Genomic DNA, 22,927 nt, shown 5'->3' with positions numbered 1-22,927 from the left:
GTGAAAAGATCAGGGCATCATGAGCACCGCAACCGGACCCAGCCGGATTTTTTCCGGCGTGCAACCCACGTCTGACTCGCTTCACCTCGGCAACGCCCTGGGGGCCGTCACCCAGTGGGTGGCGCTGCAGGACGACCACGACGCGTTCTTCTGCGTCGTCGACCTGCACGCCATCACCGTCGCCCAGGACCCCGAGGCGCTGCGCCGCCGGACCCTGGTGACCGCCGCGCAGTACCTGGCGCTGGGCATCGACCCCGCCCGCAGCACCGTCTTCGTGCAGAGCCAGGTGCCCGCCCACACCCAGCTGGCCTGGGTGCTGGGCTGCTTCACCGGCTTCGGGCAGGCGTCGCGGATGACGCAGTTCAAGGACAAGTCGCTCAAGCAGGGCAGCGACTCCACCACCGTCGGGCTGTTCACCTACCCGGTGCTGCAGGCCGCCGACGTGCTGGCCTACGACACCGATCTGGTGCCCGTCGGCGAGGACCAGCGCCAGCATCTCGAGCTGGCGCGCGACATCGCCGAGCGCTTCAACGCCCGATTCCCCGACACCTTCGTGGTCCCCGACATGTTCATCCCGAAGGCCACCGCCAAGATCTACGACCTGGCCGACCCGACGTCGAAGATGAGCAAGTCGGCGGGCACCGATGCCGGGTTGATCAACCTGCTCGACGATCCGGCCAAGTCCGCCAAGAAGATTCGCTCGGCCGTGACTGACAGCGAGCGCGAAATCCGGTTCGACACCGAGGCCAAGCCGGGGGTGTCGAACCTGCTGACGATCCAGTCGGCGGTCACCGGGGTCGGCATCGACAAGCTCGTCGACGGCTACGCCGGGCGCGGCTACGGCGACCTGAAGAAGGAGACCGCCGAGGCCGTCGTCGAATTCATCGCGCCGATCAAGGCCCGAGTCGACGAATTCATGTCCGATCGCACCGAATTGGAGGCCGCGCTGGCGGCCGGCGCCGAGCGCGCCGACGAGGTGGCCGGGAAAACGGTCCAACGGGTTTACGATCGGCTGGGGTTCCTTCCGCGACGGAGGTAGCACATCGCTCGTGAAAATGAAGCTGCCATGACCGAGCCGGCCAAGCCAGGATTCTTCGCTCGTCTGCGTGCCCGGTACGGATGGCTCGATCACGTGGTCCGCGCGTATCAGCGCTTTGACGGACGCAGCGGCGGCTTCTTCGCGGCCGGTCTCACCTACTACACGATATTTGCGCTATTCCCCTTGCTGATGGTCAGTTTCGCGGTGGTCGGCTTCGTCCTGGCCCGGGATCCGGCGCTGCTGAGCACGATCGACGCGCACATCCGGTCCGCGGTCACCGGCGCGCTCAGCGAGCAGCTGATCGAATTGATGAATTCGGCGATCAACGCGCGCGCGTCGGTCGGTGTGATCGGTTTGGCGACCGCGGCCTGGGCCGGCCTGACCTGGATGTCGCACCTGCGGGCCGCGGTGACGGAGATGTGGTCCGAGCAGCAGCCGGAATCCCCGGGCTTCCTGCGCAACAAGCTTTCCGATTTGATCGCGATGCTCGGGACGTTCGTGGTGATCGTGGCCACGCTCGTCCTGACCACGGTCAGCCAGGCCGCCCCGATGCGGTCCATCCTGAGATGGCTTGAAATACCCGACTTTTCGGTGTTCGGCGAGATACTGCGCGGCGTCTCGATCCTGGTGTCGCTGCTGGTGTCGTGGATGTTGTTCACCTGGATGATCGCCCGGCTGCCGCGGCACAAGGTCGACCTGGCCTGGTCGATGCGGGGTGGGCTGCTGGCCGCGATCGCCTTCGAACTTTTCAAGCAGGTGGCCTCGATCTATCTGCGAGCAGTGTTGCGCAGCCCGGCGGGTGCGACGTTCGGCCCGGTGCTGGGGCTGATGGTGTTCTCCTACGTCACGGCCTACCTCGTGCTGTTCGCCGCCGCGTGGGCCGCCACCGCGCACGGCGATCCGCGCGCCAAGCCCGTCGCGCCACCGGCGCCCGCGATCATCGCCCCCCGCGTACAACTGGACGAGGGGCTGCGCACCCGCCAGACGCTCACCGCGATGGCGGTGGGAGCCGTTGGGGCGCTGACCTTTTCCCGCCTGACCCGCCGGCTGCGCTAGCGCCAGTCGCCGCGCGCCATGACGGCGGTGAGCCGCAGATCGCCGTCCAGGACAACGAGGTTGGCCGCATACCCGGGCCGCAGTGCGCCCACGCCCTCGAAACCCAGGGCCCGCGCCGGCGTCGCCGAGGTCATCTGGACGGCGCCGGCCAGCGACGCGTCGGGGTCCGGGCCGAATGCGGCGACCTCGCGGAACAGCCGGTCCATCGTCGCCGTGCTGCCGGCGATCGTCGACGTGCCGCGCACCCGCGCGACGCCCGACGACACGTCGACGGGCACCGTGCCCAGCTGGAAAGCCCCGTCGGCGCAGCCGGCCGCGGCGATGGCGTCGGTGATCGCCGCGACCCGCTCGGGTCCCGCGGCCCGGATGACCGCCCCCGCGGCGGCGGGGTGCAGGTGCACGCCGTCGACGATGAGTTCGACGGTGACGGCCGGGTCCTGCAGCAGCGCGAGCACCGGCCCGGGGGCGCGGTGGTCCAGCGGCGGCATGGCGTTGCACAGGTGGGTGCCCACCGTGGCGCCCAGGGCCAGCGCCTGCGTGGTCTGCTCGTAGGTCGCATCGGTATGGCCAACGGCGACAACGACTCCGGCGTCGCGAAAGCGCCGGATCGCGTCGTCGCTGCCGGGCCGCTCGGGCGCCAGCGTGACCATCCGGATCGTGCCGCCGCCGGCGGCCAGGACGTCGTCGACCTCGGCGGGGTCGGGGTCACGCATCTGGGCAGCGTCGTGCGCGCCGCAGCGCGACTGGCTCAGCCACGGCCCCTCCAGGTGGATGCCCGCGACGATGCCCCGCCGGGTCGCATCGGCGAGGGCCCTAACACCCGCGAGCAGCGTGTCGGGCGCGGCCGTCACCAGGCTGGCCAGCGTGGTGGTGGTGCCGTGGCGCAGGTGGAACTGCGCCGCCGCGGCGATCTGGTCGGCGTCGGTGTAGGACGCACCGCCGCCGCCGTGCACGTGCATGTCGATAAACCCCGGCACCACAATGCCATCGGGGAAATCGCTATCGGGTGGCCCGGGCGGCGCGCCGGCCCCGCAGGCGACGATTTGGTCCCCGGCCGTCTGCACCCATCCCGGTCGGCAGATCTGCCGGTCGAGAACCGCGGTGCCGGCGGCGATCAAAGCCACTTGCCACCGTTTTCCCAGAAGTGCCGGATGTCCTCGAGCTGGCGCCCCTTCGTCTCCGGCGCATACCGATAGACGACACCGAAGGCGATCACCGCGAGCAGCCCGAAGACCGCGAAAGCGCCTGCGCCGCCGAGCGAATGCAGCATGGTCAGGAAGACCGCGGCGACGATCGCGTTGGCGACGAGGTTGGACGTCAGCATGGTGCTGGACCCGATGGACCGCAGCCGGGTGGGGAAGCTTTCGCTGGCGTACACCCAGCCCAGCGAGCCGAAGCCCATGGTGTATCCGAAGATGAACAGCACGATGCCGGCGAACCCGAGGACCGCGCCGCCGACGCCCCGGGCGAACACCAGCATCAGCAGGGCATCGGCGACGATCATCATGGCGATGCCGCACAACAGGATTGGGCGCCGGCCGATCCGGTCGACCAGCGTCAGCGCGGCGCCCACCGCCGCCAGGCCGGCGACCTGAACCAGCGCCGGCAAGCCGAGCAGCGCGAAGTTGCCGGTGAAGCCCATGGCCTCGAAGATTCGCGGGCTGTAATAGATGATTGCGTTGATGCCGGTGATCTGCAGCAGGAAGCCGAGCGTGACCACGAAGAGGGTGGCCCGGAGATACGGCGGCCGCAGCATCTCCTTGAGGCCCCCTTTGAAACCGGGAGAGCCCTCGCCCACCGCGCGGCGTATCTCGGCGAGCTCTTCTTCGGCGTTGGCCGCGGGCTCCACCCGCAGCAGCGTGGCGCGGGCGTCGTCGATGCGGCCCTTCAGCAGGTACCAGCGTGCCGTGTCGGGCAGGCGAATCACCAACGGCAGCAACAGCACTGCGGGCACGGCGGCCAACCCGAACATCCATCGCCAGCTGTGCGTCTCGGCCAGCGCGTAGCCGGTGAGGTAGCCGACGATCAGCCCGCTGACGATCGCCAGCTGATAGGTCGTCAGCAGCGCGCCGCGCACGGCCGTCGGCGCCGACTCGGCGATGTATACCGGGACGACCACCACCATCACGCCGATGGTCATACCCAACAGCAGTCGCGCCACCAGCAGCATCGGCAGCGACATCGAGAACGCGTCCAGCAGAGCGAATATCGCGTAGCTGACCAGGATCAGCACCACCGACTTTTGTCGCCCGATCCTGTTGGCCAGGACGCCGGCGCCGAGCGCGCCGACGATCTGCCCGATCACCACCATCGTCGTCAGCAGTTCCTGCTGGCCCGTCGTGAGCCCGAAGTCCCTGGTGATGAACAGCTGCGCGCCGGCGATGATGGAAAGGTCGTACCCGTAGATCACCCCGACGCTAGCGCCGGTGAGTCCAATAGTCTTGGTGTTCAACGATGTTGGGGTCGACGGTTCATGGATCGCGCGGCCATGATCAAACTGAACACGATGATGGTGCCGATGACGCCGACCCCGACGCGCACGGGCAGCGCCTCGGCCGACGGGATCAGGTTCGCGGCCGCAACGCTTGCGGCCGGCCGGTCGCCCGCGTTGTCGGGCTTGGTCACCAGCGACGGATCCGGCGCGATCAGGGTGCCGACCTGGGTGCCCTGCGCGGTGGAAAACCCGTAGTCCAGCAGGTGCGCGGCCTGTTCCCACGGCGCGATCGGCTGCCGGGTTCCGTGCATCAGCACGGCGACCAGGCGGCGCCCGTCGTGGTTGGCCGCGCCGACGAACGTCTGCCCGGCATCGTCGGTGTAACCCGTCTTGCCGCCCATCGCGCCCGGATACTTGTAGAGCAGCTGGTTGTCGTTCTCCAGCTCGTAGCCGGGGTGGTCGCCGTGGCCGGGGAAGTCGAAGGTCTTGGTCGCGACGATGCCCGCGAAAGTCGGGTTCTGCCAGGCGTATCGGTAGAACAGGCCGATGTCGTAGGCCGAGGTGCTCATGCCGGGCCCGTCCAGCCCGGACGGGGTGGCCACCCGGGTGTCGCGGCCGCCGAGCTTGGCGGCCAGCACGTTGATCTTCTCCAGCGCCTGCTGCATGCCGCCGAGCTGCATCGCCAGCGCGTGCGCCGCGTCGTTGCCGGAGTGCATCAGCAATCCGTGCAGCAGCTGGTTGACGGTGTAGGCGCCGCCGTCGTCGACCCCGACCTTGGTGCCCTCGGCGGCCGCGTCGTCTGGGGTGCCGACCACGGACTTGTTCAGCGGCAGCGCGTTGAGCGACGCCATCGCGACGAGCACCTTGATGATGCTGGCGGGGCGGTGCCGGCCGTGCGGGTCGCGGGCGGCGATGACGGCGCCGCTGTCCAGATCGGCCACCACCCATGCCTCGGCGGAGACGTCGCCCGGCACCGGCGGGGTACCGGGAGCGGTGACGATGCCGCAGCCCGACAGCGCATCGCCACCCACCGGTTTCGCCGGCACGGCCAGCGGGATGGGCGCGTCGCCGGCCTGGGGAACTTCCGACGAGTCGACCGCGGGCGGGGTGTTCACCTGATACGGACAATTCGGTGGGCCCGCATTCGGCCCGGCCGTGGGCTCGGCCGTCGCGCCCGGCACGCCGAGCGTGATCGGGGCCGCGACCATAAAAACGGCTGCTGCCAGGCATGATGCGGAACGGAGGAAGCTCATGGTGAGTGCAGACTAGGCGATCGCGCGGCCGATTCGGGGGAGCCGCGCTGTGACTGGTGAGGCACAAGTTACAAACTTCGGCTCCGCGCGCGGGGGCGGTACGCAGCCCCTACACTGACGGCTATTCCAAGACTTCGTGTGTTTTCAAAGCGTCCCGAGGGGCCCAGGTCGCTGGACCGACTGCTCAAGCAGGCCGAGAAGGCGACCCAGGTGCGGCGTGCCGGGACCGAGCAGGTGCTGGCCGAGCTGCAGGCGCTGCGCGAAACCACCCGCGAGCCCGAGCTGCAGTCCGCGCTGGCCTGGCTCTGCAACGCCCTGACGCGGCTGGCCAGCGGCTCGTCGACGGCGGCGAATTCCCGCGAGGTGTTGCTGGCCACTCATGCGGTGAAGCGCGCGGCCGGCTAACGCAGCGCGGTGGCCGCCAGGTCCACGTGCGCGAGGGCTCCGAAGCTGATCGTGCCCATCCACAGCTTGCCGGCGGCCTCGACCAGGCCGGTGACCGAGCCGAAGTCGGGGTGCACGGTGCGCAGGCCGGCGACGGCCGCGCCGCTGTCCGGATCGAACGCGACGGCCCAGATCTCCGGCTTGATCTGGGGCTGCAGCCGCTCGGGCAGGCGCCACACCACCTTGCGGATGATCGGGGCCCGCGGGAACAGCGACTCCAGCGCCGGGTTGGCCTCGGCGACCAGCGCGGCCCAGATCCGGCCGTCGGCGCCGGTGGACAGGTTGTCGGGCATCCCGGGCAGGTGCGCCGCCAGCGGCGTCACCGATCCGGCGTGCGGCCCGGTCAACCAGTACTTCGACAGGCGGCGGGCCTGGGTCTCGGCGAACACCAGCGCCGACCCGTCGGCCGTCGCCGTCACCCCGTTGGCGAAGTACAGCCCGCCGGCCAGCGTGGCGACCGTGCCGTCCGCATCGAGGCGGTACAGGCCGCCGGTTGCGCGTGCCTCCACGATCGGTGCGGTGTAGTTCTCGAAATGAAAGTCGGCCGTCGACTCGGTGAAATAGATTGTGCCATCGGCGGTTTCGGTGACGTTCGAGCAGAACTTGAGCCGCCTCCCGTCGACCGAGTCGGCGAGCACGTCCAGCGCGCCGCTGCCCGGGTCCAACGCGAGCAATCCGCGATGGCTGTCGCAGATCAGCACGCGGCCGTCGCGGGCGACGTGCAGACCGAGCGGGCGCCCGCCGGTATTGGCGACGACCGTGGGCTGGCCGCCGTCGGCCGGAATCCGCACGATGCGCCCGTCTTCGAGGCCTGTCCACAGTTGTCCGGCCGGGTCGACGACGACGTCCTCGGGGCCGTTGCCGGGGACCGGGACGACGGTGATGCCCGGCGCCGGCATGTCCGGCAACTTCTCGATCGGTGGAGGCTGCCACCGGACCGGGCGGATGGGTGGTTTGCGCGCCATGCCCTGGACTCTAGATGCGCGCCTGGCTCTCCGAAAGCACTCCGCGCAGGATGGATTCGATGCTGTCAAACTCGGCCTGGCCGCTGATCAGCGGCGGCGCCAGCTGGATGACGGAATCGCCGCGGTCATCGGTGCGGCAATACAACCCGGCCTCGAACAGCGCCGACGACACGTGGCCGAGCAGCGCGCGGCGCTCGGCGTCGGTGAAGGTCTGCTTGGTCGCCTGGTCCTTGACCAGCTCGATGCCGTAGAAGTAACCCTCGCCGCGGACGTCGCCGACGATGGGCAGGTCGTAGAGCTTGTCCAGGGTGGCGCGGAATTTCGGGGCGTTGGTCTTGACGTGGTCGTTGAGGCCCTCGCGCTCGAAGATGTTGAGGTTGGCCAGCGCGACGGCCGCCGAAACCGGATGGCCGCCAAAGGTATACCCGTGCGGGAACATCGTGGCGCCGTCGTTGAACGGCTCGAACAGCCGCTCGCTGGCGATCATCGCGCCGATCGGCGAGTAGCCCGACGTCATGCCTTTGGCGCAGGTGATCATGTCGGGCACGTAGCCGACGTCGTCACACGCGAACATCGACCCGATGCGGCCGAACGCGCAGATCACCTCGTCGGAGACCAGCAGCACGTCGTAGGCGTCGCAGATTTCCCGGACGCGCTCGAAATAGCCTGGGGGAGCGGGGATGCTGCCGCCCGCGTTCTGCACCGGCTCCAGGAACACCGCCGCCACGGTGTCTGGCCCCTCGAATTCGATGGCCTCGGCGACGCGGTCGGCCGCCCACTGCCCGAAGGCCTTGGCGTCGGTGCCGAACGGCTCGGGCGCGCGGTAGAAGTTCGTGTTGGGCACCCGGAAGCCGCCCGGCGTCACCGGCTCGAACGGCTCCTTGAAGCGGGGCAGCCCGGTGATGGCCAACGCGCCCTGGGTGGTGCCGTGGTAGGCGATCGAGCGCGAAATCACCTTGTGCTTACCGGGTTTGCCGGTGAGCTTGAAGTATTGCTTGGCCACCTTCCACGCGGTCTCGACGGCCTCGGTGCCACCGGTGGTAAAGAACACCCTGTTCAGGTCGCCCGGCGTGTAGCGGGCCAGGCGCTCGGCGAGCTCGATCGCGGTCGGGGTGGCGTATCCCCACAGCGGGAAGAACGCCAGCGTGCTCGCTTGACGCGCCGCGACCTCGGCCAGCTCGGTGCGGCCGTGGCCGACCTGCACGGTGAACAGCCCGGACAGCCCGTCCAGGTAGCTTTTGCCGCGGTCGTCGTAGATGGTGACGCCCTCGCCGCGCACGATCACCGGCGGCCTGAAGTCCGGCCCGTGCCTGGTGAAATGCAGCCAGAGATTTTCCGTCATGGTGTGTGCGAGCCTAACGCTAAGCTCTGGGCATGACCTCAACGCAGGTCAGCGAGTTCGAAGCGCTGCGCCCGCACCTGATGGCTGTCGCCTACCGGCTGACCGGCACCGTGGCCGATGCCGAAGACATCGTCCAGGAGGCGTGGCTGCGCTGGCACACGCAGACGAAGGCGATCGCCGATCTACGGGCCTGGCTGACCACCGTCGTAAGCCGGCTCGGGCTGGACCGGCTGCGGTCGGCGACGCACCGCCGCGAGACCTACGCGGGCAACTGGCTGCCCGAACCGGTGGTGACCGGATTTGACGGCACCGACCCGCTGGCGGCGGTGGTGGCCCGCGAGGACGCCCGGTTCGCGGCGATGGTGGTGCTGGAGCGGCTGTCGCCCGATCAGCGGGTCGCGTTCGTGCTGCACGACGGGTTCTCGCTGCCGTTCTCCGAAGTCGCCGAGGTGTTGGGCATCAACGAGGCGGCGGCGCGGCAGCTGGCGTCGCGGGCCCGCAAGTCCGTCGCAGAAGACGCGCCGCCGCAGCCCGACCCGTCGCACGACGAGGTGGTCGGCAAGCTGATGGCCGCGATGGCCGTAGGCGATGTGCGCGCCGTGATCGCGCTGCTGCATCCCGACGTGACGCTGACCGGCGATTCGAATGGCAAGGCGCCCACGGCAATCAACGTCATCCACGGGGCGGACAAGGTGGCCCGATTCCTGTTCGGCCTGGCCTCCCGCTACGGCCCCGGCATGCTCACGTCTTACGAGCTGGGGCTGGTCAACGGCGAACTGGGTTGCTATTCGACGGGCCGGCCCGCCACCGACGTGTACCGCGAGATGGCGCCGCGGATCATGGCCATGACGGTGCGCAACGGAAAGGTCTGCGCCCTATGGGATGTCGCCAACCCCGACAAATTCACCGGTTCCCCGCTGCGAGTCTGACGCGGCCAGGCCGATGCGCAGCGCCCCGGCGGCCTCGCTTGCCGCCTCGGCGAAGCGGCCGCCGAGGCCGACGAAGTTGAGGTAGGCGTGCGGCAGATCGGCCTGGCGACTCAGCACCACCGCGACGCCGCCGGCGCGCAGCTTGCCCGCGTAGGCCTCGCCGTCGTCGCGGATGGGGTCGAAGCCGGCGGTGGCGATGTAGGCCGGCGGCAGGCCGGTGACGTCGCCGTGCAGCGGTGACAGCCGCGGGTCGGCCAGGTCGACGCCCGGCGGCACGTAATTGCCCAGCGCCCAACGGTAATTCGCATCGGTGAACGTCGAGCCCTGCGCGAACAGGTCGTGCGACGGCCGGCGCGTGGCCACGTCCGTCGGCGGATACATCAGCAGCTGAAACGCGGGCACCGGACCGCCGCGCCGCACGGCCTGCTGAGCGACCACCGCGGCGAGGTTGCCCCCGGCGCTGTCACCCCCGACGGCGATGCGGTCGGGATCGGCGCCCAGCTCGGCGGCGCTGCCGTGCGCGTAGTCGAAGGCGGCCATCGCGTCCTGGACCGCGGCGGGGAACGGATGCTCCGGCGCGCAACGGTATTCGACCGACAACACCCGCACGGCGGCATGGCCCGCCAGGTAGCGCGCGACCGGGTCGTGGCTGACCCGCGACCCCACCGAGAAGCCGCCGCCGTGGGTGTACACCAGCAACCCGGACGGCTTGGCCACCCCCGCGGGCGTGTAGAGCGTGGCTGCGATGCCGCCGTGTTCGGCGGGGACGACGATGTCGCGGGTCGCGACGGGCGCCGGCGACTCATAGCCGATGAGTTGCGGAAGCCCGTCGTAGCGCACCCGGGCCGCCTCGATGGGATCGGCGAAAACGTCTGAGCCCGAAGCATTTTTGAGCCGGATCGCCAGTTGCGCGTCGAGATCCAGCTCCTGCCCGTCGATGCGCAGCGGCGGTCCGGCCAGCGCCCTGCGGGCGGGTGCGGGCAATGCGAACAGGGCGCGCACCACCTTCGCCTTCGCGCGAATGCTCAACGGTGTCATCACTTTTCCTCCCGTTTGTTGCGTGCGACGAATCGCATGACGTGCCCCAGCAGGCTGGACTGCAGGCTGACGGTCAGCCCGTTGCGCGCGCACTCGGCGTCGAATTCGCCGGGCACCAGCAGCCGATGCGGCGATCCGTCCAGCCGGTGAAACAGGCCGGCCAGCGGCGTACGAACCAGGTCGTAGCCGACGAAGGCGCCACCGGGGCGCAACACCCGGGCCACCTCGGCGACGGCCTTCTCCCAGTCGATGATGTGATGCAGCATCAGGCAGCTGACGACGGAGTCGAAGGAATCGTCACCGAACGGCAGCGCGGTCGCGTCACCCGTCTTCGCCGACGCGTTGGGGAAGCCGCTCAGCCGCGCGGCCGCCGCCCGCGTCATCTGCGGGTCGATATCGATTGCGGTCCAGGCCAGTTCGGGCTCGCTGGACAGCAGCTGCTGGGCAACGGATCCGCTGCCCGAGCCGATTTCCAGAATGTCGTGGCCCAGCCGTTGGGCGCGCAGCTCCCGCGCGATGGCCGAGCTGCTGGAGCGCCACATGGAGCTGCAGCAGTAGGCGCGTTCGAAGCGTGACATCACAGGCATGCCCCAAGCCTGCGGCAAACCCGGCAGCGAGACTTGTACGGATCCGTCAGATTTCGGCGTCGCGAACCGCTTGCGCGAGTTCGTGCGGGGCCGCCCCCGTCATCTCCCAGCACACCTTGTTGGCGTGCGACCCGTCGGCGAAGCCGGCCCGGTGGGCGGCGTCGGTGACCGAGAGTCCCTCGAGGAGGCCGCCGACGGCGGCCACCAGTCGCTCCCAGCGGATCGTCGCCGACAACGAGACGCCGGTCTGCTGCTTGCACAACCGCCCGAGGTAGTCCGGCGACAGGGCCACTGCCCCCGCGACCGAGGCGACATCGATGCGCTCGGGCACCCGGCTCGATACCACCTCGATGGCCTGGCGCAGCTGCGGGTGAACGGATCCCGGCCGCTCGGCGCGCTGCGCGCACAGCTCGGCGACGAGGAAATCCACCGCGGCGTGCGGGCCGTCGGAGTCGAGCAATGTCGCCGTCGCCTCCGCCAGCGGCTGCCCGTCGTCGACGACCCAAACCCCGTGCCGGGCCCGGGCGTTCAGCGCGGCGCCCTGCGGCGTCTGCAGGCCCAGGTACAGCGTCAGGGCGCCGGACCCCGAATCCGAGCGCACGGCATGACGCGCCCCGCTGGCGATCACCACCACCCGGCACGCATCGTGGCTGTCGCCGTCGCGGGTCACGGTCAGCCGGCCCTGGCCGCCGACGGTGACCTGAACCGCGGGGTGATGGTGGATCGCGAGGTCGGAAAACGCGCCGGCAACCAGGAGCCGACCCGGCCCTAGTTCCCAGGCGCGCATCTTACGAGTCTAGGCCCACGGGATGCGGCACGCGTCACCGGAATTGAAGCCCTGCTCGGTGATGCCGAGCGCGGAGTTCACCCGGGCCCGCATGTTCTCCAGCCCGATCTGGTAGGTCAGCTCGAACACGCCCGCGTCGCCGAAGCGCGCCTTGAGGTCGGCGACCTGTTCGTCGGTGACCGTGTGCGGATCGGTGGTCATCGCGTCGGCGTAGGCGATGGCGGCGCGCTCGTCGTCGCTGAAAGCCGTTGAGACGGCGTAATTGTCGATGTCCTTCAGCCGCTGGATGTCGAGTCCGTCCAGGCGCTGCAGCATGGATCCGAAGTCGACGCACCACGAGCAGCCGATCGCGCGCGCGGTCCAGTACACGGCGAGCTCGCGCACGCTGGCCGGCAGTGACTTCGACGCCCAGTCGGCCACGTTCTCGTGCACCGCCCACGCGATCATCAGCTTGCGATGATGGGCGGCCACGGTGAGCGGTTCGGGGACCTGGCCATAGCGCCGCTTGGCGACGCGGTACATGGCGCGCGTCAGCAGGCCGGCGTGCTGCGGGGCCACGGGCTCGATGCGGTTTATTTGTGTCATGCACTCCAGACGAGGCAGGCCGCCGAAGTGTGACGAGGACTTTTAGAATCCGCCAAGGCCCTGGTCACACAGTGGCTATCCATGACCGCTTACACAGCCCTCACCGACCTGCCGCGCCTCGAGGACGTCAGGTTCTGGTTCCAGACCGACGTCCTGGCCGCCGACTCGCGACTGGATCAGACGCGCCTGTGCACCGCCGTCGAGTCGGTGTTCGCCGCCCACCCCGCGCTGGGCACCATGTTCGAGCCGTTCCTCGACAAGTGGACGACGCGCCCCGGCGGCGCCTGGGGCTGGGCGGTCGAGCCGCCCGGCACGGCCGTCGGCGACGCGATCTCGCGGCAGCGCGACAGCTTCGACATGCGCACCGGCCGGCTGTTCGCGGTGTCCCTGCTGCCCGGTGCCCGCGACCGGCTGGTGCTCACCGCCAGCTACCTGTGCACCGACCGGGCGTCCTGGCCGGTCGTCGTCGACGACCTGGTGTCGGCCTACGGCGGCGGGGTGCTGCGGCGCGAACAGAGGGCCGGCCTGGCCGCCTAGCGCGAGAACATCAGCGCGCGCTTGACCTCTTGGATCGCCTTGGTGACCTGAATGCCGCGCGGGCAGGATTCGGTGCAGTTGAATGTCGTGCGGCACCGCCACACGCCGTTGACCTCGTTGAGGATGTCGAGGCGCTCGCCGGCGGCCTCGTCGCGGCTGTCGAAGATGAACCGGTGCGCGTTGACGATCGCGGCCGGGCCGTAATAGGTGCCCTCGTTCCAGAAGATCGGGCAGCTGGTGGTGCAGCACGCGCACAGGATGCATTTGGTGGTGTCGTCGTAGCGGGCGCGGTCCTGCGGGCTCTGAATCCGTTCGCGCGTCGGGGGATTGCCGGTGGTGACCAGGTACGGCTTGATCGCCCGGTACGCGTCGAAGAACGGCTCCATGTCGACCACCAGGTCCTTCTCCACGGGCAGCCCGCGGATGGGTTCGACCGTGATGGTGAGCGCCTTGCCCGGCTTCTTGGGCAGCAGGTCGCGCATCAGCACCTTGCACGCCAGCCGGTTGACGCCGTTGATGCGCATCGCGTCCGACCCGCACACGCCGTGGGCGCAGGAGCGGCGGAAGGTGAGGGTGCCGTCGAGGTAGCCCTTGACGTAGATGAGCAGATTCAGCAGCCGGTCACTCGGCAGGCATGGGACCCGAAAGCTTTGCCACCCACTGGTTTTCGCGTAGGCATCGGGATCCTCCGGATTGAACCGGGCGATTTTCAGGGTCACCATCACCGCGCCGTCCGGGATCGGCGGCAGCGGCGGATCCAGGGTCTCCAGCTCGGTCTCGGCAGTCATCAGTACTTCCGCTCCTTGGGTTCGTAGCGGGTCTGCACCACGGGTTTGAAGTCCAGCGTGATGTCGCTCAGCAGATCGGTGCCCTGCTTGTAGGCCATGGTGTGGCGCATGTAGTTGACGTCGTCGCGGTTCGGGTAGTCCTCGCGGGCGTGGCCGCCGCGCGACTCCTTGCGGTTCAGCGCGCCGACGACGGTGACCTCGGCAAGCTCCAGTAGGAAGCCCAGCTCGATGGCCTCCAGCAGATCGCTGTTGAAGCGCTTCCCCTTGTCGTGCACCGTGATTCGCGCGTACCGCTCCTTGAGGGCGTGAATGTCGGTGAGCGCCTGCTTCAGCGTCTCCTCGGTGCGGAACACGGCGGCGTTGTTGTCCATCGTCTGCTGCAGGGCGCCGCGGATGTCGGCCACCCGCTCGTTGCCGTGCTCGCTCAGGATATCGGCCACCCAGCCGACGACCATGGCTTCCGGTTCCGGCGGCAGGTCGACGAAGTCGTGGCCCTGCGCGTAGGCGGAGGCGGCGATGCCGGCGCGGCGGCCGAACACGTTGATGTCCAGCAGCGAGTTGGTGCCCAGCCGGTTGGCGCCGTGCACCGACACACACGCGCACTCGCCGGCGGCGTACAAGCCCGGGACGGTAGAGGTGTTGTCCCGCAACACCTGTCCGGTGACCGTGGTGGGGATGCCGCCCATCACGTAATGGCATGTCGGGTAGACCGGGACCAGCTCCTTGACCGGGTCCACGCCCAGGTAGGTGCGGGCGAATTCGGTGATGTCGGGCAGCTTGGCCTCCAGCACATCGGCGCCGAGGTGGCGGACGTCGATGTACACGTAGTCCTTGTGCGGTCCGGCGCCGCGACCCTCCAGGACCTCCAAAACCATTGAGCGGGCGACGATGTCGCGTGGGGCCAGGTCGACGATGGTCGGGGCGTAGCGCTCCATGAACCGCTCGCCCTCGCCGTTGAGCAGCCGGCCGCCCTCGCCGCGCACGGCCTCGGAGATCAGGATGCCCAGGCCGGCCAGGCCGGTCGGGTGGAACTGGTGAAACTCCATGTCCTCCAACGGAAGTCCCTTGCGGAAGACGATGCCGATGCCGTCGCCGGTCAGGGTGTGCGCGTTGGAGGTGGTCTTGTACATCCGGCCCGAGCCGCCGGTGGCGAGCACGACGGCCTTGGCGTGGAAGACGTGGATCTCGCCGGTGGCCAGCTCGTAGGCCACCACGCCGGTGGCCACCGGGCCCGTCGGGGTCTGGGTGAGCACCAGGTCCAGCGCGTAGAACTCGTTGAAGAACTCGACGTCGTGCTTGACGCAGTTTTGGTAGAGCGTCTGCAGGATCATGTGGCCGGTGCGGTCGGCGGCGTAACAGGCCCGGCGGACCGGGGCCTTGCCGTGGTCGCGGGTGTGGCCGCCGAAGCGGCGCTGGTCGATGCGGCCTTCGGGGGTGCGGTTGAACGGCATCCCCATCTTCTCGAGGTCCAGGACGGCGTCGATCGCCTCCTTGCACATGATCTCCACGGCGTCCTGGTCGGCGAGGTAGTCGCCGCCCTTGACGGTGTCGAAGGTGTGCCATTCCCAGTTGTCGTCCTCGACGTTGGCCAGCGCGGCGCACATGCCACCCTGGGCCGCCCCGGTGTGGCTACGGGTGGGGTAGAGCTTGGTCAGCACCGCGGTGCGAACCCGCGGGCCCGCCTCGACGGCCGCGCGCATCCCGGCGCCGCCCGCGCCGACGATCACCACGTCGTATCGATGGTGCTGGATCACGCGTCAGCCTCCGATGTTCGGGTCGAAGGTCATCAGCACGTAGGTGCCCAGCACCAACGTGAATCCCATCGACAACAGCAGCAGGCTGTTGAGCCAGAACCGGGTGCTGTCCTTGCGGCTGTAGTCGTCGATGATGTTGCGCAGGCCGTTACCGCCGTGGAATTGCGCCAGCCACAGCAGCGCCAAATCCCAGAATTGCCAGAACGGTGAGGCCCAGCGTTGCGCGACGTAGTTGAAGTCGATGCGGTAAACGCCGTTGTCCCACATCAGCATGATGAACAGGTGCCCGATCGCCAGAACCAGCAGCGCGACACCGGAAAACCGCATGAACAGCCACGCGAATTTCTCGAAGTTCGGGATGCCGGCGCGACGGCGCGGCGAGCGGGGGTTGTCCAAACTGGCCGGACGGTCGTGACTGTGTTGTTTGACCGGGGCGAGGTCGCCCCGGTTGAGCTGAAGGTCGGGACTGCTCATCGGAAGTGCTCCCACATGTGGACGCCGATCACCACGCCGGCCGGGACCATCAGCAACAGGAACACGACGCCGACGATCCAGAACATCAACCGCTGGTAGCGGGGGCCTTCCGACCAGAAGTCGATCAGGATGACCCGGACCCCGTTCATGCCGTGGAACAGCACCGCGGCGACCAGGCCGTACTCCATCAGGCCGACGATGGGCATCTGGTAGTCGTGGATCACCGAGTTGTAGACCTGCGGGCTCACCCGCAGCATCGCGGCGTCCAGGACGTGGACGAACAAGAAGAAGAAGATCGTCGCGCCGCTGATGCGATGCAGCACCCACGACCACATCCCGGGATCGCCCCGATACAGGGTCCGGGGCGGTCGCCTTTTGCTAGCGGTCGTCGCCTCTGTGCTCAAAGCAGTCCTCACCGCCTTCGTGGAATCTAAAGCCGGGCAATCGAGCTTAGCCCGGCGACAATCGAGTTCCTACCAAGCAAAGCGGGCGCGCGTCGCCGTCGTCGTGCCAGAGTGATGGGTGGCTTTGCTAAGCCGGCCCATCGGCGATCGGGGTTGCGGTATGCCTGACATTGATTGGAACACGCTGCGGGACAAGGCGATACAAGCGTCCGCGGGAGCATATGCGCCGTACTCGCACTTCCCGGTCGGTGCTGCGGCGCTGGTCGACGACGGCCGGGTGGTGACCGGCTGCAATGTGGAGAATGTCTCATATGGCCTTGCTCTCTGCGCCGAATGCGGCCTGGTGAGTGCCCTGCACTCGACCGGTGGCGGCCGGTTGGTGGCCCTGGCGTGCGTCGACGGGCGGGGGGCGACGCTGATGCCGTGCGGTCGCTGCCGGCAGGTGCTGCTCGAGCACGGCGGCCCAGAGCTGTTGATCGACCACCCGGCGGGCCCGCGCCCCCTCGGCGAGCTACTGCCCGACGCGTTCAGCGCCGATGACCTTGCCGGAGAACGCCCTTGAGCGACTTCGCCTTCGATGCGCCGACAGTGATCAGGACCAAACGCGACGGCGGCCGGCTGTCCGATGCGGCGATCGACTGGGTCATAAGCGCCTACACCGACGGCGACGTCGCCGACGAGCAGATGTCGGCGTTGTTGATGGCGATCTTTTGGCGCGGCATGGATGCCGGCGAGATCGCCCGGTGGACATCGGCGATGGTGGCCTCCGGTGAGCGGATGGACTTTCGTGATCTGTGCCACGACGGGCGGCGGTTGGCGACGGTGGACAAGCACTCCACCGGCGGGGTCGGGGACAAGACGACCCTGGCGCTGATCCCGATCGTCGCCGCCTGCGGCGCCGCGGTGCCCAAGACGTCCGGGCGCGGGCTGGGTCATACCGGCGGCACGCTGGACAAGCTGGCGGCGATCTCGGGCTTCACCGCGGAGATGTCCGACGAGCGGCTGCGCCGCCAACTCGGTGAGATCGGGGCGGCGATATTCGCCGCGGGCCGGCTGGCCCCGGCCGACAAGAAGCTGTACGCGCTACGCGATGTCACCGGCACGGTGGAGTCGCTGCCCCTGCTCGCCAGCTCGGTGATGAGCAAGAAGCTGGCCGAGGGCGTCGGGGCGCTGGTGCTCGACGTGAAGGTGGGCTCGGGCGCGTTCTTGCCGTCCGAGGACCAGTGCCGGGCGCTGGCGCAGACGATGGTTGACCTGGGCGCGGCGCACGGGGTGCCCACCCGCGCGCTGCTCACCGACATGGAGGGCCCGCTGGGCGCGACCGTCGGCAACGCACTCGAGGTCGCCGAGGCCATGGAGGTGCTGGCCGGCGGTGGCCCGCCCGACGTCGTGGAGCTGACGCTGCGGCTGGCCGGCGAGATGCTCGAGCTGGCGGGGATCGACGACCGCGACCCGGCGCAGACGCTGCGCGACGGGACCGCGATGGACCGGTTTCGGCAGCTGGTCGCGGCCCAGGGCGGCGACTTGTCGGTTCCGTTGCCAATCGGTGCGCACTCCGAGACCGTGACCGCCGGCCGTGGCGGCACAATGGGCAATATCGACGCGATGGCAGTGGGGCTCACGGCTTGGCGGCTCGGTGCGGGCAGGTCCCGGCCGGGGGACAGCGTGCAATCCGGCGCCGGCGTCCGGATCCACCGCCGTCCCGGCGAACCCGTCGCACCCGGCGAGCCGTTGTTCACCCTCTACACCGACACCCCGGACCGGTTTGGCGCCGCGCTGGCCGAGCTCGACGGCGCCTTCAGCGTCGGCGACGCTGCCCCGGTGCGGCGACCCCTGATCATCGATCGGATCGCGACGTGAGCACCCACTTGAGTCTGGCGCAGATCCGGAAAGCGCCGAAGGCCCTGCTGCATGATCACCTCGATGGCGGCCTGCGCCCGTCGACCGTGTTGGAGATCGCCGGCCAGGTCGGCTACGACGGGCTGCCCGCCTCCGACGCCGAAGAGCTGGCGACCTGGTTCCGCACCCGGTCGCACAGCGGCTCGCTGGAGCGGTACCTGGAGCCGTTCTCGCACACCGTGGCGGTGATGCAGACGCCCGAGGCGCTCTACCGCGTCGGCTACGAGTGCGTCGAGGACCTGGCCGCCGATTCGGTGGTCTACGCCGAGGTGCGGTTCGCCCCCGAGCTGCACATCGATCGCGGGCTGTCGTTCGACGAGATCGTCGACGCCGTACTGCAGGGTTTCGCCGCCGGCGAGCGGGCGGCCGCCGAGGCGGGACGCCCCATCAAGGTGCGCCTGCTGGTCACCGCGATGCGGCACGCAGCGGTGTCGCGGGAGATCGCCGAGTTGGCGATTCGGTTCCGGGACAAGGGAGTTGTCGGTTTCGACATCGCCGGGGCCGAGGCGGGCAACCCGCCGACGCGCCACCTGGACGCCTTCGAATACATGCGAGACCACAACGCGCGCTTCACAATTCACGCCGGTGAGGCATTCGGGCTGCCGTCCATCCACGAGGCGATCGCGTTCTGCGGCGCCGACCGGCTGGGCCACGGGGTGCGCATCGTCGACGACATCGACGTGGACGAGGACGGGGCCGTTCGGCTGGGCCAGCAGGCATCGATCCTGCGCGACAAGCGAATTCCGCTGGAGCTGTGCCCCAGCTCCAACGTGCAGACCGGCGCGGTCAAAAGCATCGCCGACCACCCCTTCGACCTGCTGGCCAGGGCGCGGTTCCGGGTGACCGTCAACACCGACAACCGGCTGATGAGCGACACCACGATGAGCCTCGAAATGCACCGGCTGGTCGAGGCATTCGGCTACGGGTGGAGCGACCTCGAGCGGTTCACCATCAACGCGATGAAGTCGGCGTTCATCCCGTTCGACGAGCGGCTGGCGATCATCGACGAGGTGATCAAGCCGCGGTATGCGGTGTTGATCGGCTAGCCGGAACATTCTGCGCGGGCACGGTGTTTCACCCCCCGTGGGCAACGTGGATGCGAACAGGCAGCCGGTCGGTATCAGCGTTTTGGGCGGACCGACGACGGTCGTCGATTTGGCAGGGTGGCGCTTTGTAATTGACCCGACGTTCGATGGTCCTGGCGTTAATGGCCACTTGACCAAGACGTCAGGTCCGGCGATCGCAGCTTCGGCCCTTGGTGCGGTTGATGCGGTGCTAATCAGTCACGACGACCACGTGGACAATCTGGACACCGAGGGGCGCCGCTTCGCACTCGATGCGCCGCGGATCCTGACGAACCCGGGCGCGGCCGGGCGGCTCGGGACGTCGGCACAGGGGCTGGCTCCCTGGGAGTCGGTCCAGCTGCATGCATCAGACGGCAGGCGGGCGGTTACCGTACAAGCGGTCCCCGCGGTGCACGGTCCTGCGGACGGCGATCGTGATGCTGGCGGCAATGTGACTTGTGAGACAACGGGTTTCGTGCTCACCGGGGATGGCCTGCCCACCATCTATCTCAGCGGCGACAACGCATCGTTGGAGGCGGTGGCGGACATCGCCGCCCGCTCGGGCCCGATCGACGTGGCGGTGCTGTTCGCCGGCGCCGCGCGGGTGCCGGGCCGGCAACACGAGCGACTCCTGACATTGAACAGTGCGTGGGCGGCGGCTGCCGCTGAGGTACTGCGGGCCAAACTCGTCATTCCGGCGCACATCGACGGCTGGGCGCACGTCACCGAAGGCGTCGATGACATACGACGCGCTTTCGAGGACGCGGGAATCTCCGAGGTGCTTGGGCTGGCCGCGCTGGGCCATTGGACGGTGCCGCCAACACCGACGTCAGGCTGACGTCGTGGCCAGCTAGATGTGGCCCATCCCCATGCCGCCCATGTGGTCCATCGCGCCCATGTGGTCCATCGCACCCATGCCGCCCATGCCGCCCATCGTCGGCGTGTCAATGTGCGGCGGCTCGATCGGGGCCATCGGCGGCGGGGCGATGGGAGCCATCGGTGGTGGGGCGATGGGGTCCATCGGTGGTGGAGCGATCGGTGGCGGTGCCACGGGCGCGGCCGCGGGCGGCGGTGGCGGGATGAACGGGCTTCCCAGGCAAGCGGCGTCGGCCGGCATGGCGGCGCATTGCGGATCCAGCGGGCCGGTGGGAAGGCCGTTCGGGGCTGCCCCAGCCGGCGGCGCATAGGGGCCACCCTGACAAACCGGATCCGTGGGCATGGTTATGCATTTGGGGTCCGAGGGGCCAGTCGGCGAGTCATCCGCCTTCGCGGGAGCCGCCATGCCGACCGGAGCCGCCGCGATAAGTGCCGCGGCCACAACAAGTTTCGTGATCGTGCCGCGGAAGCCCGCGGTGGTACACCCGTCCATGTATCCCCCCAAGGTCGGTATCTACTTACTTTGACACGCTCGCTTCCCTTTGCGGAAGAGGCAATTTCAAACGGACGACCCACGGGCGAGGACCGATTGGGTCGGGTAGCTGACGCGCCCGGCTGCGGCCCGACACCTGCGGGTGAAATTAGACAAATGTCAGTACGGTGCGGTGGTTTTCACGCCATGGGGAACGGCGACCGGGGGCGCGAGGACGACGCGGCGCGACTTGGGCGGCAGGCCCATTCGACGCCGTCACGCTTTCGGACAGAAGATTCCGAGGATTTGCTGGCAGTTGTCCTTGTTGGGCGGAGGCGGGGGATTGTCGCCGTCCCAGATGTTTTGGGCGACGTTGCCCTGTCCGAAGTAGACGTAGTAGTACGTGTGGCAGATGTTGTTGTCCCACCGCACGGGGTTGGTCACGTGATTGCCGGTCGGCGGCAAGGGCTGTCCCGGGCACCAGTGGCACGGCCCGGACGGATGGTCGTTCGGGCAGCCGGGCCATGCGTCCAGCGGCAGCGGTCCCGGCTGGGCGAACGCGGTGCCCGTGGTCAGGCCGGCACCGGACAGCGCGACGCCGGCCGATAGGAACGTCGCGGCGATCAACTTCTTGACGGTGTTGCGGTGTGCCATCGCTTCGCGGCCTTTCCGGAAGGTTTGCTGCTGGGTTGCGGCAAGTGCACACCTTCCGGATCGCTACCGATCCCAATAATCGCGCATTAGCAGCTAGAACGGTGGAGGCTCATCGTCGTCGGCCGTGTGGCGCGGCTCGGCATAGGCATATTGCCAACGTCTTCGGCGAGCTTCGCGTGCCGCCTCGTTTTGCCTGCGTTCGGCGGCGATGCGAGCGGCGCGGTTCTGTGCCCGAGAGCGGGCACGTCGCGGCACCATCGCGTGGCGGTCGCCGCAGCGCGCTTCGGACGTCGCGACGGTCGGCGGGACGTCGACGCCCGCGCACAGCCCGGGGAACAGCACGGCGCTGCCGGGTGTGGTGACGTACGTGCGGCCGTCCGGGACCGACCAGATCACGGTTCCGTCCGCGAGCTGTTCATCTCGCCAGCCCCAGAATGTCTTGAGCAGATGATGTTGTCGACAAAGGCATTTGAGATTCGATGGATGGGTGGGCCCGCCGTCGGCGTGCGGAACGGTGTGGTCGATGTCGCACCGCGTGGCCGGCCGGTCGCATCCGGGCGCCCGGCAGGTCAGGTCGCGGGCACGCACGAAGTCAGCCAGCGACCGCGACGGCACGTATCCGGTCTCCGGCGTCGACGGCAGCGTAATCGGTTGTAGCTTGGCAGTTTTGGCGAGCTCGCGCAGCATGTCGGCCGGGATGATCCCGTCTCCGTAAAGAAATCCTGGCGCCGCACCGGCCCCGTCCAGGGTGGCGCGCTCGGCCACCACATGGATCACTACGGAGGATCCGGGTCTCGATCCAGATGCCATGGGGCAGTTGGCTTTCTCGCAGCCGCAGGCCAGACGATCCCGGCCGGCGGCCAACACCCCCAGCGCGTCGGCGCGCCGCTGGCGCAGGGTGCGGGGGTCGTCGGCGCAGACCGTGCGGGCGATTTCGTCGATCCTGCGATCGAGGGCTTGTCCGTCCGTCGCGAACACGCTGCCGTTGACCAGCGCCATGCCCTGCTCCATCGGGGTGAACTCCAGGTATCGGTCGGTCGCGTCCCGTTGCGACCGGCGCACCGCGTCGCGATCGACTTTGGCGACCACCCGATCGACCTCGGTGGCGAGCTTCCAGCTCGTCATCGACGGCCAGCGGGGCGCCTTGATGGCGAGTTGGGCGTCGACGGAGCACAGCGCATCGGCGTCGACGACCAGATCGGTACGGAACACGATCGTGCGGAACAGCCGGAAGTCGATGTCGCCGGCGGCAAAAACCGCGGCTACCCGCGGCAGGCGCTCGTGCATGGCACGCGCATAGCGCAGGTTGCTGTGGGCCATGGCCAAGCTGGTGGACAGCTGGGCGGCGATTTCGGCGGCCACCTCGTCACAGGTGTCGGTGGCCCACTCCTCGCAGCCGCCGTGTTGGGCCACTCGGAGCCGGAACAGGTCCCCGATCGCGATCAGGCGGGCCGCGGCGGCCTGGGCTTCCGCCCGCGCCGCATCGCCGATCCGACTGAGCAACTCAGAACTATCGAACATGTGTTCGAGTATAGGGCGGCCCTCT

The 22,927-nt window shown here is 68.9% G+C and carries 24 protein-coding genes and 1 pseudogene; 9 read left to right on the top strand and 16 right to left on the bottom strand.

Annotated features, from left to right (window positions below; genetic code table 11):
* Nucleotides 1-19 precede the first annotated feature (19 nt).
* Nucleotides 20-1,039: a tryptophan--tRNA ligase gene (gene trpS, locus MRAB57_RS02330; RefSeq protein ID WP_077086122.1), complete on the top strand. Its 1,020-nt coding sequence runs from the start codon at nucleotides 20-22 to the stop codon at nucleotides 1,037-1,039.
* 27 nt (nucleotides 1,040-1,066) lie between these two features.
* Nucleotides 1,067-2,095, top strand: a complete 1,029-nt coding sequence (gene yhjD, locus MRAB57_RS02325; RefSeq protein ID WP_077086121.1) for an inner membrane protein YhjD — start codon at nucleotides 1,067-1,069, stop codon at nucleotides 2,093-2,095.
* Here yhjD and nagA read toward each other — a convergent pair.
* From nagA to dacB1, 3 genes are read right to left on the bottom strand one after another with little or no spacing between them, the layout of a single operon-like run.
* Nucleotides 2,092-3,219: an N-acetylglucosamine-6-phosphate deacetylase gene (nagA, locus tag MRAB57_RS02320; RefSeq protein ID WP_077086120.1), complete on the bottom strand. Its 1,128-nt coding sequence runs from the start codon at nucleotides 3,217-3,219 to the stop codon at nucleotides 2,092-2,094. The two genes, yhjD and nagA, sit on opposite strands and share 4 nt — an antisense overlap.
* A complete protein-coding gene (locus MRAB57_RS02315; RefSeq protein ID WP_077086119.1) occupies nucleotides 3,210-4,547 on the bottom strand; it encodes a sugar porter family MFS transporter in 1,338 nt (445 codons plus the stop codon). The genes nagA and MRAB57_RS02315 overlap by 10 nt, the downstream gene beginning before the upstream one ends.
* Nucleotides 4,544-5,782, bottom strand: a complete 1,239-nt coding sequence (gene dacB1 / locus MRAB57_RS02310) for a D-alanyl-D-alanine carboxypeptidase DacB1 (protein ID WP_077086118.1) — start codon at nucleotides 5,780-5,782, stop codon at nucleotides 4,544-4,546. The genes MRAB57_RS02315 and dacB1 overlap by 4 nt, the downstream gene beginning before the upstream one ends.
* A gap of 138 nt (nucleotides 5,783-5,920) precedes the next feature.
* Here dacB1 and MRAB57_RS02305 point away from each other — a divergent pair, with 138 nt between their 5' ends.
* Nucleotides 5,921-6,187 carry a hypothetical protein gene (locus MRAB57_RS02305; RefSeq protein WP_245835804.1) on the top strand — a complete coding sequence of 89 codons (267 nt, stop codon included), beginning with the start codon at nucleotides 5,921-5,923 and terminating at the stop codon, nucleotides 6,185-6,187.
* Here MRAB57_RS02305 and MRAB57_RS02300 read toward each other — a convergent pair.
* Both MRAB57_RS02300 and MRAB57_RS02295 read right to left on the bottom strand, forming a co-directional pair.
* Nucleotides 6,184-7,191 (bottom strand): SMP-30/gluconolactonase/LRE family protein, encoded by a 1,008-nt coding sequence (locus MRAB57_RS02300; RefSeq protein WP_077086117.1) that lies wholly within the window; start codon nucleotides 7,189-7,191, stop codon nucleotides 6,184-6,186. The two genes, MRAB57_RS02305 and MRAB57_RS02300, sit on opposite strands and share 4 nt — an antisense overlap.
* A gap of 10 nt (nucleotides 7,192-7,201) precedes the next feature.
* On the bottom strand, nucleotides 7,202-8,533 hold the full coding sequence (locus MRAB57_RS02295; RefSeq protein WP_077086116.1) for an aspartate aminotransferase family protein: 1,332 nt from the start codon (nucleotides 8,531-8,533) through the stop codon (nucleotides 7,202-7,204).
* Nucleotides 8,534-8,565: 32 nt separating this feature from the next.
* Between MRAB57_RS02295 and MRAB57_RS02290 the strand changes: the two genes are divergently transcribed.
* Nucleotides 8,566-9,462, top strand: coding sequence for a sigma-70 family RNA polymerase sigma factor (locus MRAB57_RS02290; protein WP_077086115.1), 897 nt, complete (start codon nucleotides 8,566-8,568; stop codon nucleotides 9,460-9,462).
* Here MRAB57_RS02290 and MRAB57_RS02285 read toward each other — a convergent pair.
* From MRAB57_RS02285 to MRAB57_RS02270, 4 genes and pseudogenes are all read right to left on the bottom strand, one after another.
* Nucleotides 9,409-10,500 carry an alpha/beta hydrolase gene (locus MRAB57_RS02285; RefSeq protein ID WP_077086114.1) on the bottom strand — a complete coding sequence of 364 codons (1,092 nt, stop codon included), beginning with the start codon at nucleotides 10,498-10,500 and terminating at the stop codon, nucleotides 9,409-9,411. The two genes, MRAB57_RS02290 and MRAB57_RS02285, sit on opposite strands and share 54 nt — an antisense overlap.
* Nucleotides 10,500-11,087, bottom strand: coding sequence for a class I SAM-dependent methyltransferase (locus MRAB57_RS02280; RefSeq protein ID WP_077086113.1), 588 nt, complete (start codon nucleotides 11,085-11,087; stop codon nucleotides 10,500-10,502). The genes MRAB57_RS02285 and MRAB57_RS02280 overlap by 1 nt, the downstream gene beginning before the upstream one ends.
* Before the next feature lie 46 nt (nucleotides 11,088-11,133).
* Entirely contained in the window at nucleotides 11,134-11,874 is a 741-nt protein-coding gene (locus tag MRAB57_RS02275) for a helix-turn-helix transcriptional regulator (protein WP_077086112.1), read from the bottom strand.
* Between the two features lie 9 nt (nucleotides 11,875-11,883).
* Nucleotides 11,884-12,495: pseudogene (locus MRAB57_RS02270) on the bottom strand (carboxymuconolactone decarboxylase family protein); the annotation flags it as partial.
* Between the two features lie 45 nt (nucleotides 12,496-12,540).
* On the opposite strand from MRAB57_RS02270, the gene MRAB57_RS02265 reads away from it, so the two are divergent.
* A complete protein-coding gene (locus tag MRAB57_RS02265; protein ID WP_077086110.1) occupies nucleotides 12,541-12,996 on the top strand; it encodes a condensation domain-containing protein in 456 nt (151 codons plus the stop codon).
* Here MRAB57_RS02265 and MRAB57_RS02260 read toward each other — a convergent pair.
* From MRAB57_RS02260 to sdhC, 4 genes are read right to left on the bottom strand one after another with little or no spacing between them, the layout of a single operon-like run.
* The gene (locus MRAB57_RS02260) at nucleotides 12,993-13,784 is read right to left on the bottom strand and encodes a succinate dehydrogenase iron-sulfur subunit (protein ID WP_077086109.1); all 792 of its coding nucleotides are present in this window, start codon (nucleotides 13,782-13,784) and stop codon (nucleotides 12,993-12,995) included. The two genes, MRAB57_RS02265 and MRAB57_RS02260, sit on opposite strands and share 4 nt — an antisense overlap.
* Nucleotides 13,784-15,538, bottom strand: coding sequence for a succinate dehydrogenase flavoprotein subunit (gene sdhA / locus MRAB57_RS02255; protein WP_077086108.1), 1,755 nt, complete (start codon nucleotides 15,536-15,538; stop codon nucleotides 13,784-13,786). Before sdhA ends, MRAB57_RS02260 begins: the two co-directional genes overlap by 1 nt.
* 3 nt (nucleotides 15,539-15,541) lie before the next feature.
* On the bottom strand, nucleotides 15,542-16,012 hold the full coding sequence (locus MRAB57_RS02250) for a succinate dehydrogenase hydrophobic membrane anchor subunit (protein WP_077086107.1): 471 nt from the start codon (nucleotides 16,010-16,012) through the stop codon (nucleotides 15,542-15,544).
* The gene (sdhC, locus tag MRAB57_RS02245) at nucleotides 16,009-16,347 is read right to left on the bottom strand and encodes a succinate dehydrogenase, cytochrome b556 subunit (protein WP_245835803.1); all 339 of its coding nucleotides are present in this window, start codon (nucleotides 16,345-16,347) and stop codon (nucleotides 16,009-16,011) included. Before sdhC ends, MRAB57_RS02250 begins: the two co-directional genes overlap by 4 nt.
* Before the next feature lie 229 nt (nucleotides 16,348-16,576).
* On the opposite strand from sdhC, the gene MRAB57_RS02240 reads away from it, so the two are divergent.
* From MRAB57_RS02240 to MRAB57_RS02225, 4 genes are read left to right on the top strand one after another with little or no spacing between them, the layout of a single operon-like run.
* Complete coding sequence (locus MRAB57_RS02240; RefSeq protein WP_077086105.1) at nucleotides 16,577-16,978, top strand: cytidine deaminase; 402 nt, start codon at nucleotides 16,577-16,579, stop codon at nucleotides 16,976-16,978.
* Nucleotides 16,975-18,276 carry a thymidine phosphorylase gene (locus tag MRAB57_RS02235; protein ID WP_077086104.1) on the top strand — a complete coding sequence of 434 codons (1,302 nt, stop codon included), beginning with the start codon at nucleotides 16,975-16,977 and terminating at the stop codon, nucleotides 18,274-18,276. Before MRAB57_RS02240 ends, MRAB57_RS02235 begins: the two co-directional genes overlap by 4 nt.
* Nucleotides 18,273-19,361 carry an adenosine deaminase gene (locus tag MRAB57_RS02230; RefSeq protein WP_077086103.1) on the top strand — a complete coding sequence of 363 codons (1,089 nt, stop codon included), beginning with the start codon at nucleotides 18,273-18,275 and terminating at the stop codon, nucleotides 19,359-19,361. Before MRAB57_RS02235 ends, MRAB57_RS02230 begins: the two co-directional genes overlap by 4 nt.
* 37 nt (nucleotides 19,362-19,398) lie before the next feature.
* Nucleotides 19,399-20,217, top strand: coding sequence for an MBL fold metallo-hydrolase (locus tag MRAB57_RS02225; protein WP_245835801.1), 819 nt, complete (start codon nucleotides 19,399-19,401; stop codon nucleotides 20,215-20,217).
* A 12-nt stretch (nucleotides 20,218-20,229) separates the two neighbouring features.
* Here the strand turns inward: MRAB57_RS02225 and MRAB57_RS28440 are convergent, their stop codons facing one another.
* From MRAB57_RS28440 to MRAB57_RS02215, 3 genes are all read right to left on the bottom strand, one after another.
* Nucleotides 20,230-20,496 (bottom strand): hypothetical protein, encoded by a 267-nt coding sequence (locus MRAB57_RS28440; protein ID WP_157900550.1) that lies wholly within the window; start codon nucleotides 20,494-20,496, stop codon nucleotides 20,230-20,232.
* A 507-nt stretch (nucleotides 20,497-21,003) separates the two neighbouring features.
* A complete protein-coding gene (locus MRAB57_RS02220; RefSeq protein WP_077086102.1) occupies nucleotides 21,004-21,381 on the bottom strand; it encodes a hypothetical protein in 378 nt (125 codons plus the stop codon).
* A gap of 93 nt (nucleotides 21,382-21,474) precedes the next feature.
* Nucleotides 21,475-22,902: an HNH endonuclease signature motif containing protein gene (locus tag MRAB57_RS02215; protein ID WP_077086101.1), complete on the bottom strand. Its 1,428-nt coding sequence runs from the start codon at nucleotides 22,900-22,902 to the stop codon at nucleotides 21,475-21,477.
* Between the last annotated feature and the right edge of the window lie 25 nt (nucleotides 22,903-22,927).

Source organism: Mycobacterium rhizamassiliense, assembly GCF_900157375.1.
GTDB lineage: Bacteria > Actinomycetota > Actinomycetes > Mycobacteriales > Mycobacteriaceae > Mycobacterium > Mycobacterium rhizamassiliense.
The sequence above is the reverse complement of the archived record's forward strand: the minus strand, read 5'-3'. Positions and strand labels throughout refer to the sequence as shown.